Source organism: Pseudomonas sp. HUK17, from assembly GCF_001566765.1.
The window spans coordinates 65,169-79,561 of record NZ_LSMW01000002.1; the positions used below are offsets into that span (position 1 = coordinate 65,169).

At 63.1% G+C, this 14,393-nt stretch carries 15 protein-coding genes; 5 read left to right on the forward strand and 10 right to left on the reverse strand.

Features of this window, described 5'->3' with window-relative positions; genetic code table 11:
• Window positions 1–201: 201 nt before the first annotated feature.
• The 6 genes from AX284_RS11630 to AX284_RS01380 form a co-directional block, all read right to left on the reverse strand.
• Window positions 202–477, reverse strand: coding sequence for a helix-turn-helix domain-containing protein (locus AX284_RS11630; protein ID WP_080568406.1), 276 nt, complete (start codon window positions 475–477; stop codon window positions 202–204).
• 252 nt (window positions 478–729) lie between these two features.
• Window positions 730–1,449 (reverse strand): arsenical resistance protein ArsH, encoded by a 720-nt coding sequence (arsH, locus tag AX284_RS01360; protein WP_371099832.1) that lies wholly within the window; start codon window positions 1,447–1,449, stop codon window positions 730–732.
• Between the two features lie 14 nt (window positions 1,450–1,463).
• Window positions 1,464–1,934: an arsenate reductase ArsC gene (locus AX284_RS01365; RefSeq protein ID WP_007162506.1), complete on the reverse strand. Its 471-nt coding sequence runs from the start codon at window positions 1,932–1,934 to the stop codon at window positions 1,464–1,466.
• Window positions 1,935–1,944: 10 nt separating this feature from the next.
• Entirely contained in the window at window positions 1,945–3,234 is a 1,290-nt protein-coding gene (locus AX284_RS01370) for an arsenic transporter (RefSeq protein WP_007162505.1), read from the reverse strand.
• Between the two features lie 19 nt (window positions 3,235–3,253).
• Complete coding sequence (locus AX284_RS01375; RefSeq protein WP_007162504.1) at window positions 3,254–3,604, reverse strand: metalloregulator ArsR/SmtB family transcription factor; 351 nt, start codon at window positions 3,602–3,604, stop codon at window positions 3,254–3,256.
• Window positions 3,605–3,971: 367 nt separating this feature from the next.
• Complete coding sequence (locus AX284_RS01380) at window positions 3,972–5,372, reverse strand: ISNCY family transposase (protein WP_007162503.1); 1,401 nt, start codon at window positions 5,370–5,372, stop codon at window positions 3,972–3,974.
• A gap of 376 nt (window positions 5,373–5,748) precedes the next feature.
• Here AX284_RS01380 and AX284_RS01385 point away from each other — a divergent pair, with 376 nt between their 5' ends.
• Together AX284_RS01385 and AX284_RS01390 are read left to right on the forward strand one after the other, a co-directional pair.
• Window positions 5,749–5,982 carry a hypothetical protein gene (locus AX284_RS01385; protein WP_007162502.1) on the forward strand — a complete coding sequence of 78 codons (234 nt, stop codon included), beginning with the start codon at window positions 5,749–5,751 and terminating at the stop codon, window positions 5,980–5,982.
• Between the two features lie 11 nt (window positions 5,983–5,993).
• Window positions 5,994–6,545, forward strand: coding sequence for a hypothetical protein (locus tag AX284_RS01390; RefSeq protein ID WP_007162501.1), 552 nt, complete (start codon window positions 5,994–5,996; stop codon window positions 6,543–6,545).
• A 7-nt stretch (window positions 6,546–6,552) separates the two neighbouring features.
• Here the strand turns inward: AX284_RS01390 and AX284_RS01395 are convergent, their stop codons facing one another.
• Window positions 6,553–7,200 (reverse strand): thermonuclease family protein, encoded by a 648-nt coding sequence (locus AX284_RS01395; RefSeq protein WP_236712126.1) that lies wholly within the window; start codon window positions 7,198–7,200, stop codon window positions 6,553–6,555.
• Between the two features lie 253 nt (window positions 7,201–7,453).
• Window positions 7,454–8,089, reverse strand: coding sequence for a hypothetical protein (locus AX284_RS01400; RefSeq protein WP_068383167.1), 636 nt, complete (start codon window positions 8,087–8,089; stop codon window positions 7,454–7,456).
• 125 nt (window positions 8,090–8,214) lie between these two features.
• On the opposite strand from AX284_RS01400, the gene AX284_RS01405 reads away from it, so the two are divergent.
• From AX284_RS01405 to AX284_RS01415, 3 genes are all read left to right on the forward strand, one after another.
• Complete coding sequence (locus AX284_RS01405; RefSeq protein WP_068383169.1) at window positions 8,215–8,697, forward strand: hypothetical protein; 483 nt, start codon at window positions 8,215–8,217, stop codon at window positions 8,695–8,697.
• Between the two features lie 171 nt (window positions 8,698–8,868).
• Complete coding sequence (locus tag AX284_RS01410) at window positions 8,869–9,135, forward strand: hypothetical protein (protein WP_068383171.1); 267 nt, start codon at window positions 8,869–8,871, stop codon at window positions 9,133–9,135.
• A gap of 126 nt (window positions 9,136–9,261) precedes the next feature.
• The gene (locus AX284_RS01415; protein WP_068383173.1) at window positions 9,262–9,711 is read left to right on the forward strand and encodes a hypothetical protein; all 450 of its coding nucleotides are present in this window, start codon (window positions 9,262–9,264) and stop codon (window positions 9,709–9,711) included.
• Between the two features lie 193 nt (window positions 9,712–9,904).
• Here the strand turns inward: AX284_RS01415 and AX284_RS01420 are convergent, their stop codons facing one another.
• Both AX284_RS01420 and AX284_RS01425 read right to left on the reverse strand, forming a co-directional pair.
• The gene (locus AX284_RS01420) at window positions 9,905–12,979 is read right to left on the reverse strand and encodes an error-prone DNA polymerase (protein WP_068383176.1); all 3,075 of its coding nucleotides are present in this window, start codon (window positions 12,977–12,979) and stop codon (window positions 9,905–9,907) included.
• On the reverse strand, window positions 12,976–14,391 hold the full coding sequence (locus AX284_RS01425) for a Y-family DNA polymerase (protein ID WP_068383178.1): 1,416 nt from the start codon (window positions 14,389–14,391) through the stop codon (window positions 12,976–12,978). The genes AX284_RS01420 and AX284_RS01425 overlap by 4 nt, the downstream gene beginning before the upstream one ends.
• Between the last annotated feature and the right edge of the window lie 2 nt (window positions 14,392–14,393).

Here is a 14,393-nt window from a genome sequence, read left to right on the forward strand (position 1 = left end):
AGCTTTCTACTCTGAAGCCCCGTATCCCAACGCTCTGTGCATACCTATTGAGCGCGTCGAGCGACCGAAACACTCTCACCAATTCGCGCCGGGAGCGGAGAGGAAAATGTCGGCTTTCTTTGCTGTAGCGTACCTGTAGCTGCCATCCATGCCCCTCAGGGCCTGGAGTAGCACGCACATCCCAAGCGGCCCCGGCTGCAACTAGGGCGGCCAGGCCCTCAGCGCTAATCGACTGACGCATGACGGTTGCGCTTTGGGACGCAACTGGTGATTGCTGGGCTGGCCGCGCGTTCTGGAGATCAGCCCTGATACGCCGGTGTCCCGGTAACGCTGCACAAGGCAGTGAACCTGCCGTGTTGTCAGCTGCAGCCGCTGGGCAGCGCGGGTAGGCGTGATAAAACCCTCGGTCACCGCCTGGATGACCTTGAGACGATCTACTTCGCGTAGGCTCATCGTGATCCGCTCGTGGGCTGACATCCTGATCGCTCCGTATCGCTAGCAAAGCCGGTAGGCTAGCGACCACAGGTGATCGGGACATTTCTATTTGGCTGGATCGCGACATTACTACTTGGCCGTAACACGCCGTTTCAAGGCTCAGTACAGATGTCGTTGCGCCGGCCAAGTAGAAATGTCAAAACAAGAGGTCAGTCGTACAGACCTGGACTCAGTTTCTGCCGTTGCGCTGGGCTAGCTTGGTTAGCGCCCAGCGATCATTCCATTCGCTCGGGGCTAGATAGAGCGCTGATTGACCCTGGCCGATAAAGCGTCCGCGCTTTCTTTTCGCTCCGAGTAGCGATCAACGAGGTAATCCTCACGGCCACGAACCAGCAAAGTAAACTTCACCAATTCCTCCATCACATCGACCACACGGTCGTAATACGCGGAAGGCTTCATTCGGTCCGCGTCGTCGAACTCTAGATAAGCCTTCGGCACAGACGACTGATTCGGGATGGTCAGCATGCGCATCCACCGCCCGAGAATCCGCATCTGGTTCACCGTGTTGAACGACTGAGAGCCACCGGAAACCTGCATGACGGCGAGTGTCTTGCCCTGCGTGGGCCGTACGGCGCCCAGGGTCAGGGGAATCCAGTCGATTTGCGCCTTGAGTACCGCAGACATGGCGCCGTGACGTTCCGGCGAACACCACACCTGCCCCTCTGACCAGAGCACCAGGTCGCGCAGCTCTTGCACCTTGGGGTGGTCGACCGGTGCGTCATCGGGGAGTGGTAGCCCGGATGGATCAAAGATCACGGTCTCGGCGCCCATGAGCTGGAGCAGACGTGCGGCCTCTTGCGTCAGCAGGCGGCTGAATGAACGCTCCCTGTTCGACCCATAGAGTAGAAGGATTCGTGGCTTGGTATCAGAGGTGTCTGAAAGCCCCAACCTGTTTGTGCTGGGCAGATCCAGCAGCGACAAATCGAGGGCCGGCAAGGTCTCGGCAGATTCCATCTCTAAATCGCTCATCACAGTGCTCCGATCCGATCCAGCGCCTGCTTCAGCTCCGCGCCCTGAAGCGCTACTAGATCCAGCGCGAAGAATGCTGCGAATCGCCTTTTGATGTGCTCAACAGTTGCGTCGAAAGCGGCCTGGATAGCCTCATCGCTGCCTTCTACATCGGAGGGGTCAGATAGTCCCCAGTGGCTCTTAATGGCTGGGCCAAAATACACCGGGCAAGGTTCACCGCCAGCCTTGTCACATACGGTGATGACGATATCGGGGGGAGTGTCGGCGAACACCTCAGATCCCTTGCTGTACAGGCCCGACGTGTCGATGCCCAAGCCTTGCAAAGTGCTTACCGCTCGTGGATTGAGTTTGCCACTCGGGAAGCTTCCCGAACTGATAGCCGTAAAGCCGGCCGGCGCCATCTGGTTGAACAACCCTTCGGAAAGAACGCTGCGGCAGCTATTGGCCGTACACATGAACAGGATCTTCATAAGGTGACTCCTAAGCAGTGATGCTCAAACGCACGGCAAGGGCTGCCAGCGTCGTGAGCAGAATGGGAAAGGTGAGGACACAGCCAACCTTGAAGTAGTAACCCCAGGTAATGCGGATGTTTTTCTGAGCCAAGACATGCAACCACAGCAGCGTTGCCAGACTGCCAATAGGCGTGATCTTCGGGCCCAGGTCGCAGCCAATGACGTTGGCGTACACCATGGCTTCATGCACCAGTCCGGTCACGCCACTGCCCTGGATCGACAAAGCGCCGATCAGCACGCTGGGCATGTTGTTCATGACAGAGGACAGCAGCGCAGCGGTGAAGCCGGTGCCCAACGTGGCAGCCCACAGGCCATGATCGGCAAAGGTGGCAAGCAACGAGCTGAGCCCCTCCGTCAGCCCGGCATTTTTCAACCCATAGATCACTAGGTACATGCCAAGTGAGAACAGCACGACCTGCCAGGGCGCATTTAGCAACACCTTACGTGTCGAGATCACATGACCCTTCGTTGCAATGATCAGCAGCACTAACGCACAGGCGGCGGCAACAGCGCTGATAGGAATGCCAAGCGGCTCAAGAGCGAACAAGCCGACCAGTAGGAGCAACAGCACCCACCAGCCAGCAATAAACGTAGGGCGATCCCTGATCGCCTGCTCTGGTCGGCGTAGCACCTCCGGTGAATACGAAGGTGGCACCTCTTTTCGATAGAACCACCAGAGCATCCCCAGGGTCGCCACTACGCTTACCAGATTCACCGGCCACATGATCGAGGCGTATCGAGCGAACCCTATGTCGAAGAAATCCGCGGAGACGATGTTCACCAGGTTTGAGACAACCAGGGGCAGGCTGGCCGTGTCGGCAATGAACCCAGCGGCCATAACGAAAGCCAGGGTTGCTGCCGGACTGAAGCGCAGCGCAGTCAGCATCGCGATGACGATGGGGGTCAGAATCAAGGCTGCGCCATCGTTGGCAAATAGCGCTGAGACGGCTGCCCCGAGGAGCACCATGAGCACAAACAGGCGCGCACCGCTGCCCTGGCCCCAGCGAGCCACGTGAAGTGCAGCCCACTCGAAAAAGCCCGCCTCATCCAGCAGAAGGCTGATGATGATGACCGCGATGAACGTCGCGGTGGCGTTCCACACGATGTGCCAGACCAATGGAATGTCGCTGAGCATAACCACACCCGTCAGCAAGGCGAGTATCGCTCCAGCCGACGCGCTCCAGCCCACGCCAAGCCCGCGAGGTTGCCAGATCACCAGCACCAGCGTGATGAGAAAAATTGAAATTGCCAACAGCATGTCAGGTCTCCGAAGTCACTTAGCAACAGGAAACCCGGCGTACCGGACGACCTTCCATCGAAGCAAGGCGGCCCTGATCTTCGCCAAGCCAAGAGCGGTTCGCCTCGAGCGTTGCCTGGAGCACTTCCATTGCCCATTGAGGCAGCTCGGGATGAATGCGGTAATAGATCCACTGACCTTGACGGCGATCCTCCAGCAAACCGCAGACGCGGAGTTGAGCCAGGTGGCGAGAGACCTTCGGCTGGCTATCGTCGAGCGCCCAAATCAATTCGCAAACGCATAGCTCGCCCTCAGCGGCGAGCATGAGCATGATCCGGGCTCGGGTTTCGTCACCGAGGCATTTGAAAAAGGTGTGCGGCTGAAGGTACATGGGCAGCCTTTATATCTGTGATTTCGAATATTCGAATTTACAGATGTATTCGAGCCTTTGGAAGGTGCTTATCCGGCCGAAGTGACCGCGAATGCAAAGGCAGGTCTCCCCGGTCGCTCCCTGGGTTGGCAGCCGAGTCCCCTAGTTCTCCACCCTATACCTGCGTATTCCAACACTTTGCGCGTACCGGTTGAGCGCATTCAATGACCGAAACACCCTCACCAATTCGCGCCGGGAGCGGAGAGGAAAATGTCGGCTTTCTTTGCTGTAGCGCACCTGTAGCTGCCATCCGTGCCCTTCAGGGCCTGGACTAGCACGCACATCCCAAGCGGCCCCGGCTGCAACCAGGGCGGCCAGGCCCTCAGCGCTAATCGACTGACGCATGACGGTTACGCTTTGGTAGTGGGCTTTTGTGAAGAGCAGCTAGGAGGTCCTCTGGCATCAACTCTTTTGCTTTTTTCTTCGCCGGCTCTGAGCGTTGGGCTTTAGTAGGCCTTGGATTGCCAGGTACCGAATGAGAGCGCCGATTGTCGCGCTGCTCTTGCATCAGTTGCGCCACTTGCAAGACGTGCCCCAGCCGTTTGTTCTCGACGATAGCGCCTTGGTTGACCTCAGGCAGCTGATCGAGAATGCCGTAAGGCAAGGCAGCGCCTTCCGATCGCACCTCGATCCGGCCGTCCGGGTAGTGATAGATCTCTACGTAGCGGCCAGCCAATGCTCGGGTTTGCGGCGTATCGTGCAGAACATAGAGGCGCTTGTCGTATTGCAGCGTTAGGCTTTTCGACACTCGACGCGGCTCTCGCCACGTCAAGACTAGAGTCAGGTCCTCGTCGTCACGTACTGCGCGGTGGGCATCGAAATCAGAGCGGGCCGGTTTGGCGAAGCGCCGGTTGTAATCAGCCATGAACAACGGCAGATAGGCGTTCGCCGCCTCGACAGTGCTGAGATTTCGTAGTCGCAGCTCCTTGACCAGGCGATCCTGCAGGGTGAGATGGGCACGCTCGACGCGCCCCTTGGCCTGGCTGGAGTTGGCGCAGAAAGTATCGATGTTCAGCTCGAACATGGCCCGAGCGAAATGCGTGTGACCAGCACCGCCCTGGGCATCCTTGCTATTGACCCGGAACACGCTGGCCTTGTCGCTGTAGAGGGCGACAGGCTTGCCATGGTGTTCCAGATAGGCACGGGTGGCCTGGAAGTAGCTGAAGGTCGATTCGCTACGGGTGAACGCCAGGTGCATCAGGCGACTGGTGGCGTCGTCGATGTAGACCAAGAGGGTGCACGCCGGCGCACGATCCTCGAACCAGCGATGATCGCTGCCATCAATCTGGATCAGCTCGCCGAGGCAAGCTCGGCGATTACGTGGCTGGTACACCTTAGGCGGTCGTGCCCGACGCGGCGTCCACAAGCCGGCATCCATCATGATGCGCCGAACCGTTTCCTTGGCTAGACGCAAGCCGTGGCACTCGGCCAGTTTCTCGGCAGCAAGCGTGGGACCGAAATCCTGGTAATGCGTGCGGATCAGGGTGACGGCGCGCCGCTCAAGGCCGGGACGCAACTGGTGATTGCTGGGCTGGCCGCGCTTTCTAGAGATCAGCCCTGATACGCCGGTGTCCCGGTAACGCTGCACCAGGCGGTGAACCTGCCGTGTTGTCAGCTGCAGGCGCTGGGCAGCGCGTGTGGGCGTAAGGAAACCCTCGGTCACCGCCTGGATGACCTTGAGGCGATCGACTTCGCGTAGGCTCATCGTGATCCGCTCGTAGGCTGACATCCTGATCGCTCCGCATCGGCTGCAAAGCCGCTAGGCTAGCTGCCATACGTGATCGGGACATTTCTATCTGGCTGGATCGCGACATTACTATTTGGCCGTAACACCGCCGACTTCCGATAAGTAGCCGTTACGTGAAATCAGGCCCTACACATGAGGCCGCCCCGGCGGCCTTTTTTGGGGGCCCTGGATGCCACAACCCCCGATACTGGATGGCTAGACCCCAGGGATTGGCCGAGGGCGAACCCAACTTGTGCTGCCAGGAGTGGCAACCGGCGCCTGCGCGGCTTGCATCGAGCCGCAGCCGGTACCGAGTTGCATTTTTCAAATTCTCGATAGCGTGCAACGGATCTCTCACAACTCTCGAGGCATTCGGAACATGGCAACACAGAAACACTTCGACGCCGCGGCCGAGCGGCTGCTCGGAAAAAATTCCTACCAGGGCCTACTGGCATCCGGTTATTCGCGCCCGGACTTCTGCCGCGAAGTCGCGCAGCTGGCGTTCATCGGTCACCTACCCGACTCGGCAAGCACACAGGACGATCTCGTGCTGATCCGCCAGGTCGCAGAGCGGCTGTGGAAAGGCGCCGGCGATACTGGATTGGACGAGTAGGGGGCCTGGTAATGGACGACATCAAGAAAGCAGAGAGAAAGCGCTTCGAGGCGGCCACCCAGCAGGCGGACTGGAACGCGGTGGTGCAGGGCAACCCCACCAACACGGTGCCGGTCTGGATCTATTCGGTGAATCCGGAGCACGGCGCCCGGTTGGTCACACAGCTCTCGGTCGAGGGCTACCGCGCCGCGTGTCAGCGTGGTGGGCTGCCATTGCCCAAGGGCATCCAAGCGTGGGACGTGCTGCAATACGCCTTGACCAACTACGAGGCGGCCAAGGATCACGCGGCTCGCCTGGCGCTGCACGAAGAGCTCGCGGGCGCCCTGCTGAACTATGCCAGCCACACCAAGACCTGGGGCATGCTTCCCCCGGTAGGCCAGGTGCAGGGCATCCACGTGATGATCGGTGACTGGAACACCCGCAAGGCCGGCCGCGTGTTCAAGCCGGCAGCGGTCGTGGGGCGTGAGCTGCTCAGCCGTCCGGACGTCGTCGCCCTCCTCGACCAACTGATCGCGGCCCATACCGCGAAGCATCCGGGCGAAGGCCCGATCCGGGCCCGCTAGTCACCAACTACCGGCAGATGGCTTCGCACGGCACACCGTCGTGGTCGCCATCGATCCGGCTGTTGCCACAGTGCTGCAGCTGGTACTTCGCCTCCGCACAGCTCGCCATCTGCCTGCAGGCCTTTAGCGGTGTGCAGCTGAAGGATCCCGCGGCGATGGCGCCCTCCGATCCGCCAAACTGAGAAAAGGACGTGGGTCGCTTCGGCGGTACTGCCGCCGGCGGCTCGCCCTCTCCAGCTTGCGCGTCTTGACGCTGATCACGCGCGGCGTGGCGCCACTCCCACGGCGGTACCCGCTCCGCCTCCGGTAGCGCCCACAGGCCACGCTTCTGCGCCTTGGCCTGTGCTTCCAGGTCCAGCAGCGATCGATCCTTCAGGTATTGGCGATAGACCCACGCGGCACCCTGGCGCACCTGCTCGGCATTCACGTCCGTATTGCCCTGGTACACGCGGGCCACCCGCCGGCCGTATCGGTCAGTGTCCTGGACGTCCAGGCGGACAGCCTTCGAAAAGACCATGGCTGCCAAGGATTGCTGGGCGCGGTTGCCGTAGGGCTGTTTGCTCTCCGGGGTGTCGATTTCCGCAAGCCGGACCTTGATCTGTTGCTTGGCGGTGGTGAGGCACGTCAGGGTGTCGCCGTCGTGCACGCCCACCACGCGGCAGTCGATCGTTTCGGCGAAGGAGAGTGTAGGGAGGGTTAACGCAAGGGCTACTGCTAGCTGCCGAAGCATATGAGGTCTCAGATCCGTTTTAAGAGGGGAGGTCCGGTATCACCGGGCGGGCGCTGCCGCGTTTCCGTACTGCCAGCGACGCCGACGCGGGAGTGTAGCGGCGGTGCGGATGACTAGCAGGGTCTATGCGGGGCAGAAGCGGACAGAGGAGCGAAAGGTGGCTATAAGCGGCGGCGGGCTAGCGGCGGTGGCCACCGTCAGTGGCGGTACCGCCGGCGGCCATCTTTTTGCGGTTGGGGCGCTTATACGCGGGGATCTGGCGCTTCAAGCGCAGCTGTCTCACCTTGCTGTAGTGGACCCCGTGCCTCAGGCCGACCGCTCGATCGCTATCGGTGCCCAGCTCCGCCAGTAGCGCCTCGCTCAGCGGCTTTTCGTCCTGCAGCTTTGGAATGTCGCGCCGTTTGCGTTCGCGGTACACCAGGTCGTCAGGAATCCCGAACCGGTGAGCGAGCTCGGCGTCTCGCAACTTGCCCAAGAGCGGCACGGCCGCCGGGGGCAGACTGTACACCCGCGGCGCCCGCTTCGCCGGGGCCAGGCCCTGGCGCAGGCGCATCAGGTAGACCGCGCGCCGGCTGATGCCGAGCCGCCTGGCGACGGTCGCATCGGGTTCCTGTCCAAGGAGGGCGAGGTTCTCCGGGCTCCACCGGAACAGCGTCTCGCGCTGGAAGCCGCCCTGCTTCAGGTCGTAGGGCGCGATGGCCAGCGTCTGCCGCTTGCGCGCCACGGTCATGCGCGACATACCCCAGCGGTCGCCCAGGGCGGTATCGCTCTCTGTGCCCAGCAAGGCAATCATCTCATCCGTCCAGATCTTCATCGCAACTCACAGCATCTGCAGCACCAGCCAGCCAGTCTAGCGGCATGGCACCAGCCGAACCACGGCAGGCCTTGCGTTTTCCGGATCGGTGAGAGGGTAGGCCATCACCTGATGGAGACGCGAGTATGGTACCGGTTGAACAGCTCAAAGCCGCGGTGGAACAACTTCCGAAGTGGAGCCCGCAGATCACCAGCCAGGTAGGCTGGGTCAACTGGCGCCAGGGCTTCCAGATCAAGGCGCTCTGGTACGGGCATTGTTCGCTCCTGTGCTACCTCGACTTCAAGGACAGGGTCGCCCGGGACAACACCTTGGCCACCGCCTTCAAACGCTTTGCTGACCCAGACGCCCGGCCGCGAAAGATCGATGGCCATGGCTGTTCCTGCCTCGACTACTCGTTCCAGTCTGACCAGTTCGTGTCCATCAATGAGCTGGCGGAGATCGCGGACGCCAAGGGCTATGCGTACACCGTCCTGTACGTCCAGGAATGTGTCGGTGCTCGGCCGGTTTTCGCGACGCTGGGCATCCCGCTGGTACCGGGCGAGATGGGTAAGGAGTGGGTAGGCGGCGAGTTCATTTCCTACGCCTGTCCCGCCGGCCAGAATCTGTAGTCGTCTGCCATGCCTGCTGCGTTACAGATTCCGGCCAGCGCCGGGCGGTGCGGTACACCAACGCCCGGCGAGCCGTAATCTGTAGTCGTACCCTACGTCACCTGACGACCTGCTGCCGGCCATCCCTGCACCGCGCGGTATCATCACGCCTCAATTCGTGAGGCGTGCGCAATGCTGGTGATCCATCTTGAAAGTGGTCGAGTAATCAACCTGGAGCGCGCGGTGAGTACCGTCAACGGGTACGGTATCTGGGAATACCACCGGAGCCAGAGCTCCAGTATGTGGGTGCCCGACTACACCCCCTACCGCCACCTCGCCGTCAAACCGCCGGACCCGGCCATTGGCCAGAAGGTCACCGTGGCTATCTGCAAGCTCGGCGCGCCGGAGGAAGAGTGGAAGCCCTTCAGATCCGGGATCGCGGGATTCGACGGGATCTGAAAGCGGTCGCAGTAGGCGAATCAGGCTACCCCGGTGCGCCAGCTGCTGAGCCCATCGCGGCTTGCGTATCTGAAGACCTATGGGACGTCGTTCAGCATCACTCAACGATGCTGACGGAGCTTCCCCATGCAGACCCCCAACACCTCCTCGACTCCGGCTCTGCCGCTAAAGCTGTGCGTCCACCGCTATTACTCCAGAGCCGAAGACCCGGCCTTCCAGCAGCTGCTTGTGGTTTGGAACCAGGTGGCGCCGATCCTCGCTGCGGCGCCGGCCGGCACCATTGCCAAAGTCGACAGCGAGTCCCTGTTCGTCGCGCCGGTGGATGGTGCTTTGGCGATGTTCCTGTCCGCAGACCTCAGCCCAACCGCCGTCGACGGCAACATCTTCCGGCCTGAGGATTTCGACGGCATCGGCGCCGATGAATTTGCTGAGCTACAGGGCGCCTTGGAGCGCTGGATGGCTGCGCCAACGTACGACACGCCCTGCACCCCGTCTCACCTCGCAGACGTGCTCGCCGCTAACTACGGGGAGGCGGAAGCGCCACGTGAATGGCGATGGTCGGGCGAGACCCTATAGGCCTTCAGTAGCAAGGCTTCACGTCTGGCAGTCCACTAGGGCAAGCAAGATTCGCATGCCCTGGAGACACCCCGCGCCAGTCGGTATAGCGGAAGTATCCCAGGCGGTATACTTCCGATCTTGAAGCATCGCCTATGGCTCCACGTCACTCGCGCATTCAGCCAATTCGAGAGCTGCCCTCTCGAAGATGCGGTCAATGAAAATCCCGGCTTCGCGTATCGAGACCCTGCAGCAGCTCGCTGATGTCCTCCAAGCGGCCGGCCACAATGTGCAGCACGCCATCGCGCGTCTCTACCGTTCCATCCACTCGCAGCAGCTGTGACGCCACCAGCTCCCGCCGCTGGCGCTCCGCCAGGGTGCGCCACACCACCACGTTCACCATCCCAAACTCATCCTCCAGTGTCACGAAGGTCACGCCGCTGGCGGTACCCGGCCGCTGTCGGCCGACTACTAGGCCAGCGACCCGGGCCGGCTGGCCGTGGCGCCGCTCCTTCAGCTCCTGCGAGCTCATCAGCCGCCGGGCCGACAGCTCCGGCCGCAGCAGGGTGAGAGGGTGCGGCCCCAGGGTGGTGCCTAGGGAGGCATAGTCCGAATAGAGGTCCTCACCCACGGTTGGCGCAACCAGCTCCTGGATCTCCTCCTCAACCACAGCGCCCTCGGCGAATAGGGGCAGCTGCGGCTCGATCGCGGCCATGGCCCAGCGCGCCTGGAATCGGTGCCCTGCGAGGCCCTTCAAGGCTCCCGCATCCGCCAGGCACTCCCGGGCCTTAGCATCAAGGCCTGCACGTAGGCACAGATCGGTAACATCGCGGAATGGCCGGTGCCGGCGGGCCTGCTCAACGGCGCGCCCGGCTTTCTCGGCCAGGCCTCGCACCATTCGCAATCCCATCCGGATAGCCGGCTGCGAGCTATCGGCGACTGGCTCGAGACTGCAATCCCAGTCGCTGCAGGTCACGTCTACCGGCAGGGTCTGCAACCGATGGCGCCGGGCGTCCTGCAGGATCTGGTCGGGGCTGTAGAAGCCCATGGGGTAGGAGTTGATCAGCGCCGCGGCGAAGGCGGCCGGTTCGTGACATTTGAGCCAGCAGCTGGCGTAGGTCAGCAGGGCGAAGCTGGCCGCATGGGATTCGGGAAAGCCGTAGCTGCCGAACCCCTCGATCTGCCGGAAAATGTCCGCGGCGTACTCGGCCGTGTAGCCGTTAATGAGCATGCGCGAGGTGAGTCGCTCCCGGTGCGGCTCCAGCCCGCCATGGCGCTTCCACGCCGCCATGCTGCGGCGCAGCTGATCGGCCTCGCCAGGGGTGTAGTCGGCGGCCAAGATGGCGAGCTCCATCACCTGTTCCTGGAACAGGGGCACACCCAGGGTCCGGCCGAAGACGCGCTCGAGTTTCGGCGGGTAGCTGATCTCCTCCTGACCGGTCCGCCGGCGCAGGTACGGGTGGACCATGCCACCCTGGATGGGGCCCGGGCGGACGATGGCCACCTCGATCACCAGGTCGTAAAAGGTCTGTGGCTTCAGCCGCGGCAGCATAGCCATCTGGGCACGTGACTCGATCTGGAACACCCCGAGCGTATCGGCCCGGCTAATCATCGCGTAGGTCGGCTTGTCCTCTTGAGGCACGGTAGCCAGGGTCAGCTCCTTACCCCGGTAGCCCCTCACCAGGTCGAAGCACCGGCGCAGGGCGCTGAGCATGCCCAGGGCGAGGATGTCGACCTTGAGCAGGCCCATCGCATCGAGATCGTCCTTGTCCCACTGGATGACGGTGCGTCCTTCCATGGCCGCGTTCTCGACCGGCACCAGGGTATCCAGCGTCTGGTCGGCGATGACGAAACCGCCCGGGTGCTGAGACAGGTGCCGCGGGAAACCGATTAGCTCGCCGGTGAGCACCAGGATCCGGTGAAGGAGGGGGCTATCAGGATCGAAGCCAGACTCGCGGAGGCGCTCCGGCGGCGGCAGATTGTCGGTCCAACGGCCGCAGCAGTCCGCCAGCGCGGTGATCTGGTCTGGGGGTAGGCCGAGGGCCTTGGCCACGTCGCGGACGGCACCCGCAGCGTGGTAGGTGGATACCACCGCGGTGAGGGCGGCGCGCTGGCGCCCATAGCGGCGGAAGATGTACTGGATGACCTCTTCCCGGCGGTCATGCTCGAAGTCGACGTCGATGTCTGGTGGCTCATCGCGCTCGTGGCTGATGAAGCGCTCGAACAGTAGGTTGATCCGGGTCGGATCCAGCTCGGTGATGCCCAGGGCGAAACAGACTGCAGAGTTGGCGGCCGAGCCGCGCCCCTGGCAAAGGATCCCCTGCTGCCGGGCGAAGCGGACGATGTCGTGCACCGTCAGGAAGTAACTCTCATATGCCTTGTCGGCGATCAGCTGCAGCTCCTTTTCGATCTGGGCACGTAGTCGAGCCGATAGGCCTTCGGGCCAGCGCCAGGCGCAACCCTCCTCGGTGAGAACACGCAACCAGCTGGTGGCGGTGTGTCCTTCCGGTACCACCTCACTAGGGTATTGGTAACGGAGCTCCGCCAGGCTGAAGGTGCAGCGCTCTGCAATACGTAGGGTCTCCTCCAGCAGCTCGGGCGGATAGCACCGCGCCAAGGCCTCACGGGTCCGTAGGTGGCGCTCGCCATTCGGGAAGAGCAGCTGGCCGGCTTCCGCCACCTGGACGTGATGACGGATGGCGGTGATCGTGTCCTGCAGGGCCCGGCGCCCGCGGCAGTGCATGTGCACGTCACCGGTAGCCACCAGCCCTACGCCCAAGGCCGCACCCAGCCCCTGCAGCTGCTGCAGCCGTACCTGGTCGTCTTGATCGAAGTGGAGCTCGGCGGCAATCCACAGCCGGCCGGGGAAAACCTGCAGCAACCAGCGCACCGACTCCGCCTCTGCGTGCCGATCCGGTACCCAGAGCGCGACAAGGCCAGCGACCTGGTCGAGGTCCTCGCGCAGCAGCCGGTAGCTGCCCTTGTCCGCGCGCCGACGGGCCAGGGTGATCAGCCGGCACAGCTGCTGGTAGCCCCGCAGGTCTTCCACCAGCAGCACGAGCTTGGGGCCCTGGGCGACCTGGAACTCCGCGCCCACGATCAGCCGGACGCCATGCTTCTCCGATGCCTGCCAGGCGCGCACTATGCCGGCGAGAGTGCACTCGTCGGTGATGGCCAACGCCTCATAGCCCATGACCCTGGCACGCTCGAATAGCTGATCGACGCTGGAAGCACCGCGCTGGAAGCTGAAGTTCGACAGGCAGTGCAGCTCCGCATAGCCGGGTGTCACGCGAACCACCCCTGCACCCACCAGCCTGACCCTTCCGCCGGAGACTGGAAGGCCCAGGCCGTACGCCCGTCGGCGAGCTCGAGCACGTAGTAGTCCCGACGGGCATCCTCGCCGTCCCACCAACCGCTCTCGATACGCTCAGGCCCGCTCAGGACCCGTGACTGGTCGACATCCAGGGGCTCCGGCGCCGGTAGCAGCCAGCCAGGCCGTCGATTTGGTCCCAATGCCTGGAGCGCCAGCGAAGGCGTGTCGCGCCGCCAGGCCCGCTCCGGCCGGTGATCGCCCTGCGCGCCCACCGCATAGACCGCGTCGTCGCCAAGGCGAGAACGCAGCCGCTCGCGCAGCTGCTCCCAGCTCACCGTCTGTTGCGGGCGCTCATCGAAGAGGCCGCGGTGCTGAGGGACGAACGAGGGCAGTTCGTCAGCGACCAGGCCGATCGCGAGTACCGGCTCCACCACCTGGGTGGGCTCCAGGCGCCCCCGGGCAAATTCGAACAGCAGCGCAGGGTCACGCTCCGGGGCGAGTAAGCCAACCACCACCTCCGTGGTCGGCGCCTCCCTATGCTCCAGCCGCAGGGTGAAGCGCTGGGCGCCCATGTCCCGGCCGGCCAGGTAGGTGGCCAGGTCCGAGGTCAGGCGACGCAGCGGGAACAGCAGGGCCTGGGTCGACTCGACTTCGAAGTTGAGTTCGATCCGCAGCCTGAAGGTGGTCGGGGGCAGAAAAAACTCCAGGGGCAGGACCTTGCTGCCCAGCATCTGATCGAGGTGATTGAGCAGACTCAGGGGGAAGCGCCGGGCGAGCTGGGCCCGGGGCAGCGCCAGCACCTGGCTGAGCTGCCGAAGCCCCATGCGGCTCAAGGCCTGGACGATCACCGGCTCGAAGCCCAGAAGCGCCACCGGCAGCGTGCGCATAGCGCTGGCAAGGCCTGCATCGTCCCGAACCGCCAGGGTGTCGCCGGCGTTGGCCAACACCCGGGCGGCGACTGGGTTGGGTGCCAGGGTGATCCGGTGGCCGAAGCCCAGCGCCGTGAGCTCCTGGCGCAGCCTCGCTTCAAATCTTGGCCAGGGCCCGAAGAGCGGCAGGCTCGACTGCACCTCCAGCACCAGGGCGTCGGCGAAGTGCAGGCTCACCTGCGAGCTGAAGCCATAGGCCCAGGCGGCGAGGAGCTCGTGCTGGCGCCTCAGCGCTGCTTCGTCGTACTCCACCGTCGCAAACTGCGGGCAGATCGCTTGAGCCGCGGTATAGGTCATCTCCGGCCGGAGCCCGAGCGCCAACGCCGCCGGGTTCGCCGCCTTTATGATCCGGCGTTGTATTGGCCCGTGGAGCAGTACCAGGGGTTCGTCCGGGTCAGGACAATTGCGCAGCACACCGTCCAGCGCGAACTGCGGGAAAAAGATGCAGGCCCATTTCATGG

What these genes read in the sequence shown, in the direction of transcription:
- AX284_RS11630 (WP_080568406.1), bottom strand. Translation starts at nt 477, where the DNA reads ATGTCAGCCCACGAGCGGATCACGATGAGCCTACGCGAAGTAGATCGT.
- arsH (WP_371099832.1), bottom strand. Translation starts at nt 1,449, where the DNA reads ATGGAATCTGCCGAGACCTTGCCGGCCCTCGATTTGTCGCTGCTGGAT.
- AX284_RS01365 (WP_007162506.1), bottom strand. Translation starts at nt 1,934, where the DNA reads ATGAAGATCCTGTTCATGTGTACGGCCAATAGCTGCCGCAGCGTTCTT.
- AX284_RS01370 (WP_007162505.1), bottom strand. Translation starts at nt 3,234, where the DNA reads ATGCTGTTGGCAATTTCAATTTTTCTCATCACGCTGGTGCTGGTGATC.
- AX284_RS01375 (WP_007162504.1), bottom strand. Translation starts at nt 3,604, where the DNA reads ATGTACCTTCAGCCGCACACCTTTTTCAAATGCCTCGGTGACGAAACC.
- AX284_RS01380 (WP_007162503.1), bottom strand. Translation starts at nt 5,372, where the DNA reads ATGTCAGCCTACGAGCGGATCACGATGAGCCTACGCGAAGTCGATCGC.
- AX284_RS01385 (WP_007162502.1), top strand. Translation starts at nt 5,749, where the DNA reads ATGGCAACACAGAAACACTTCGACGCCGCGGCCGAGCGGCTGCTCGGA.
- AX284_RS01390 (WP_007162501.1), top strand. Translation starts at nt 5,994, where the DNA reads ATGGACGACATCAAGAAAGCAGAGAGAAAGCGCTTCGAGGCGGCCACC.
- AX284_RS01400 (WP_068383167.1), bottom strand. Translation starts at nt 8,089, where the DNA reads ATGAAGATCTGGACGGATGAGATGATTGCCTTGCTGGGCACAGAGAGC.
- AX284_RS01405 (WP_068383169.1), top strand. Translation starts at nt 8,215, where the DNA reads ATGGTACCGGTTGAACAGCTCAAAGCCGCGGTGGAACAACTTCCGAAG.
- AX284_RS01410 (WP_068383171.1), top strand. Translation starts at nt 8,869, where the DNA reads ATGCTGGTGATCCATCTTGAAAGTGGTCGAGTAATCAACCTGGAGCGC.
- AX284_RS01415 (WP_068383173.1), top strand. Translation starts at nt 9,262, where the DNA reads ATGCAGACCCCCAACACCTCCTCGACTCCGGCTCTGCCGCTAAAGCTG.
- AX284_RS01425 (WP_068383178.1), bottom strand. Translation starts at nt 14,391, where the DNA reads ATGAAATGGGCCTGCATCTTTTTCCCGCAGTTCGCGCTGGACGGTGTG.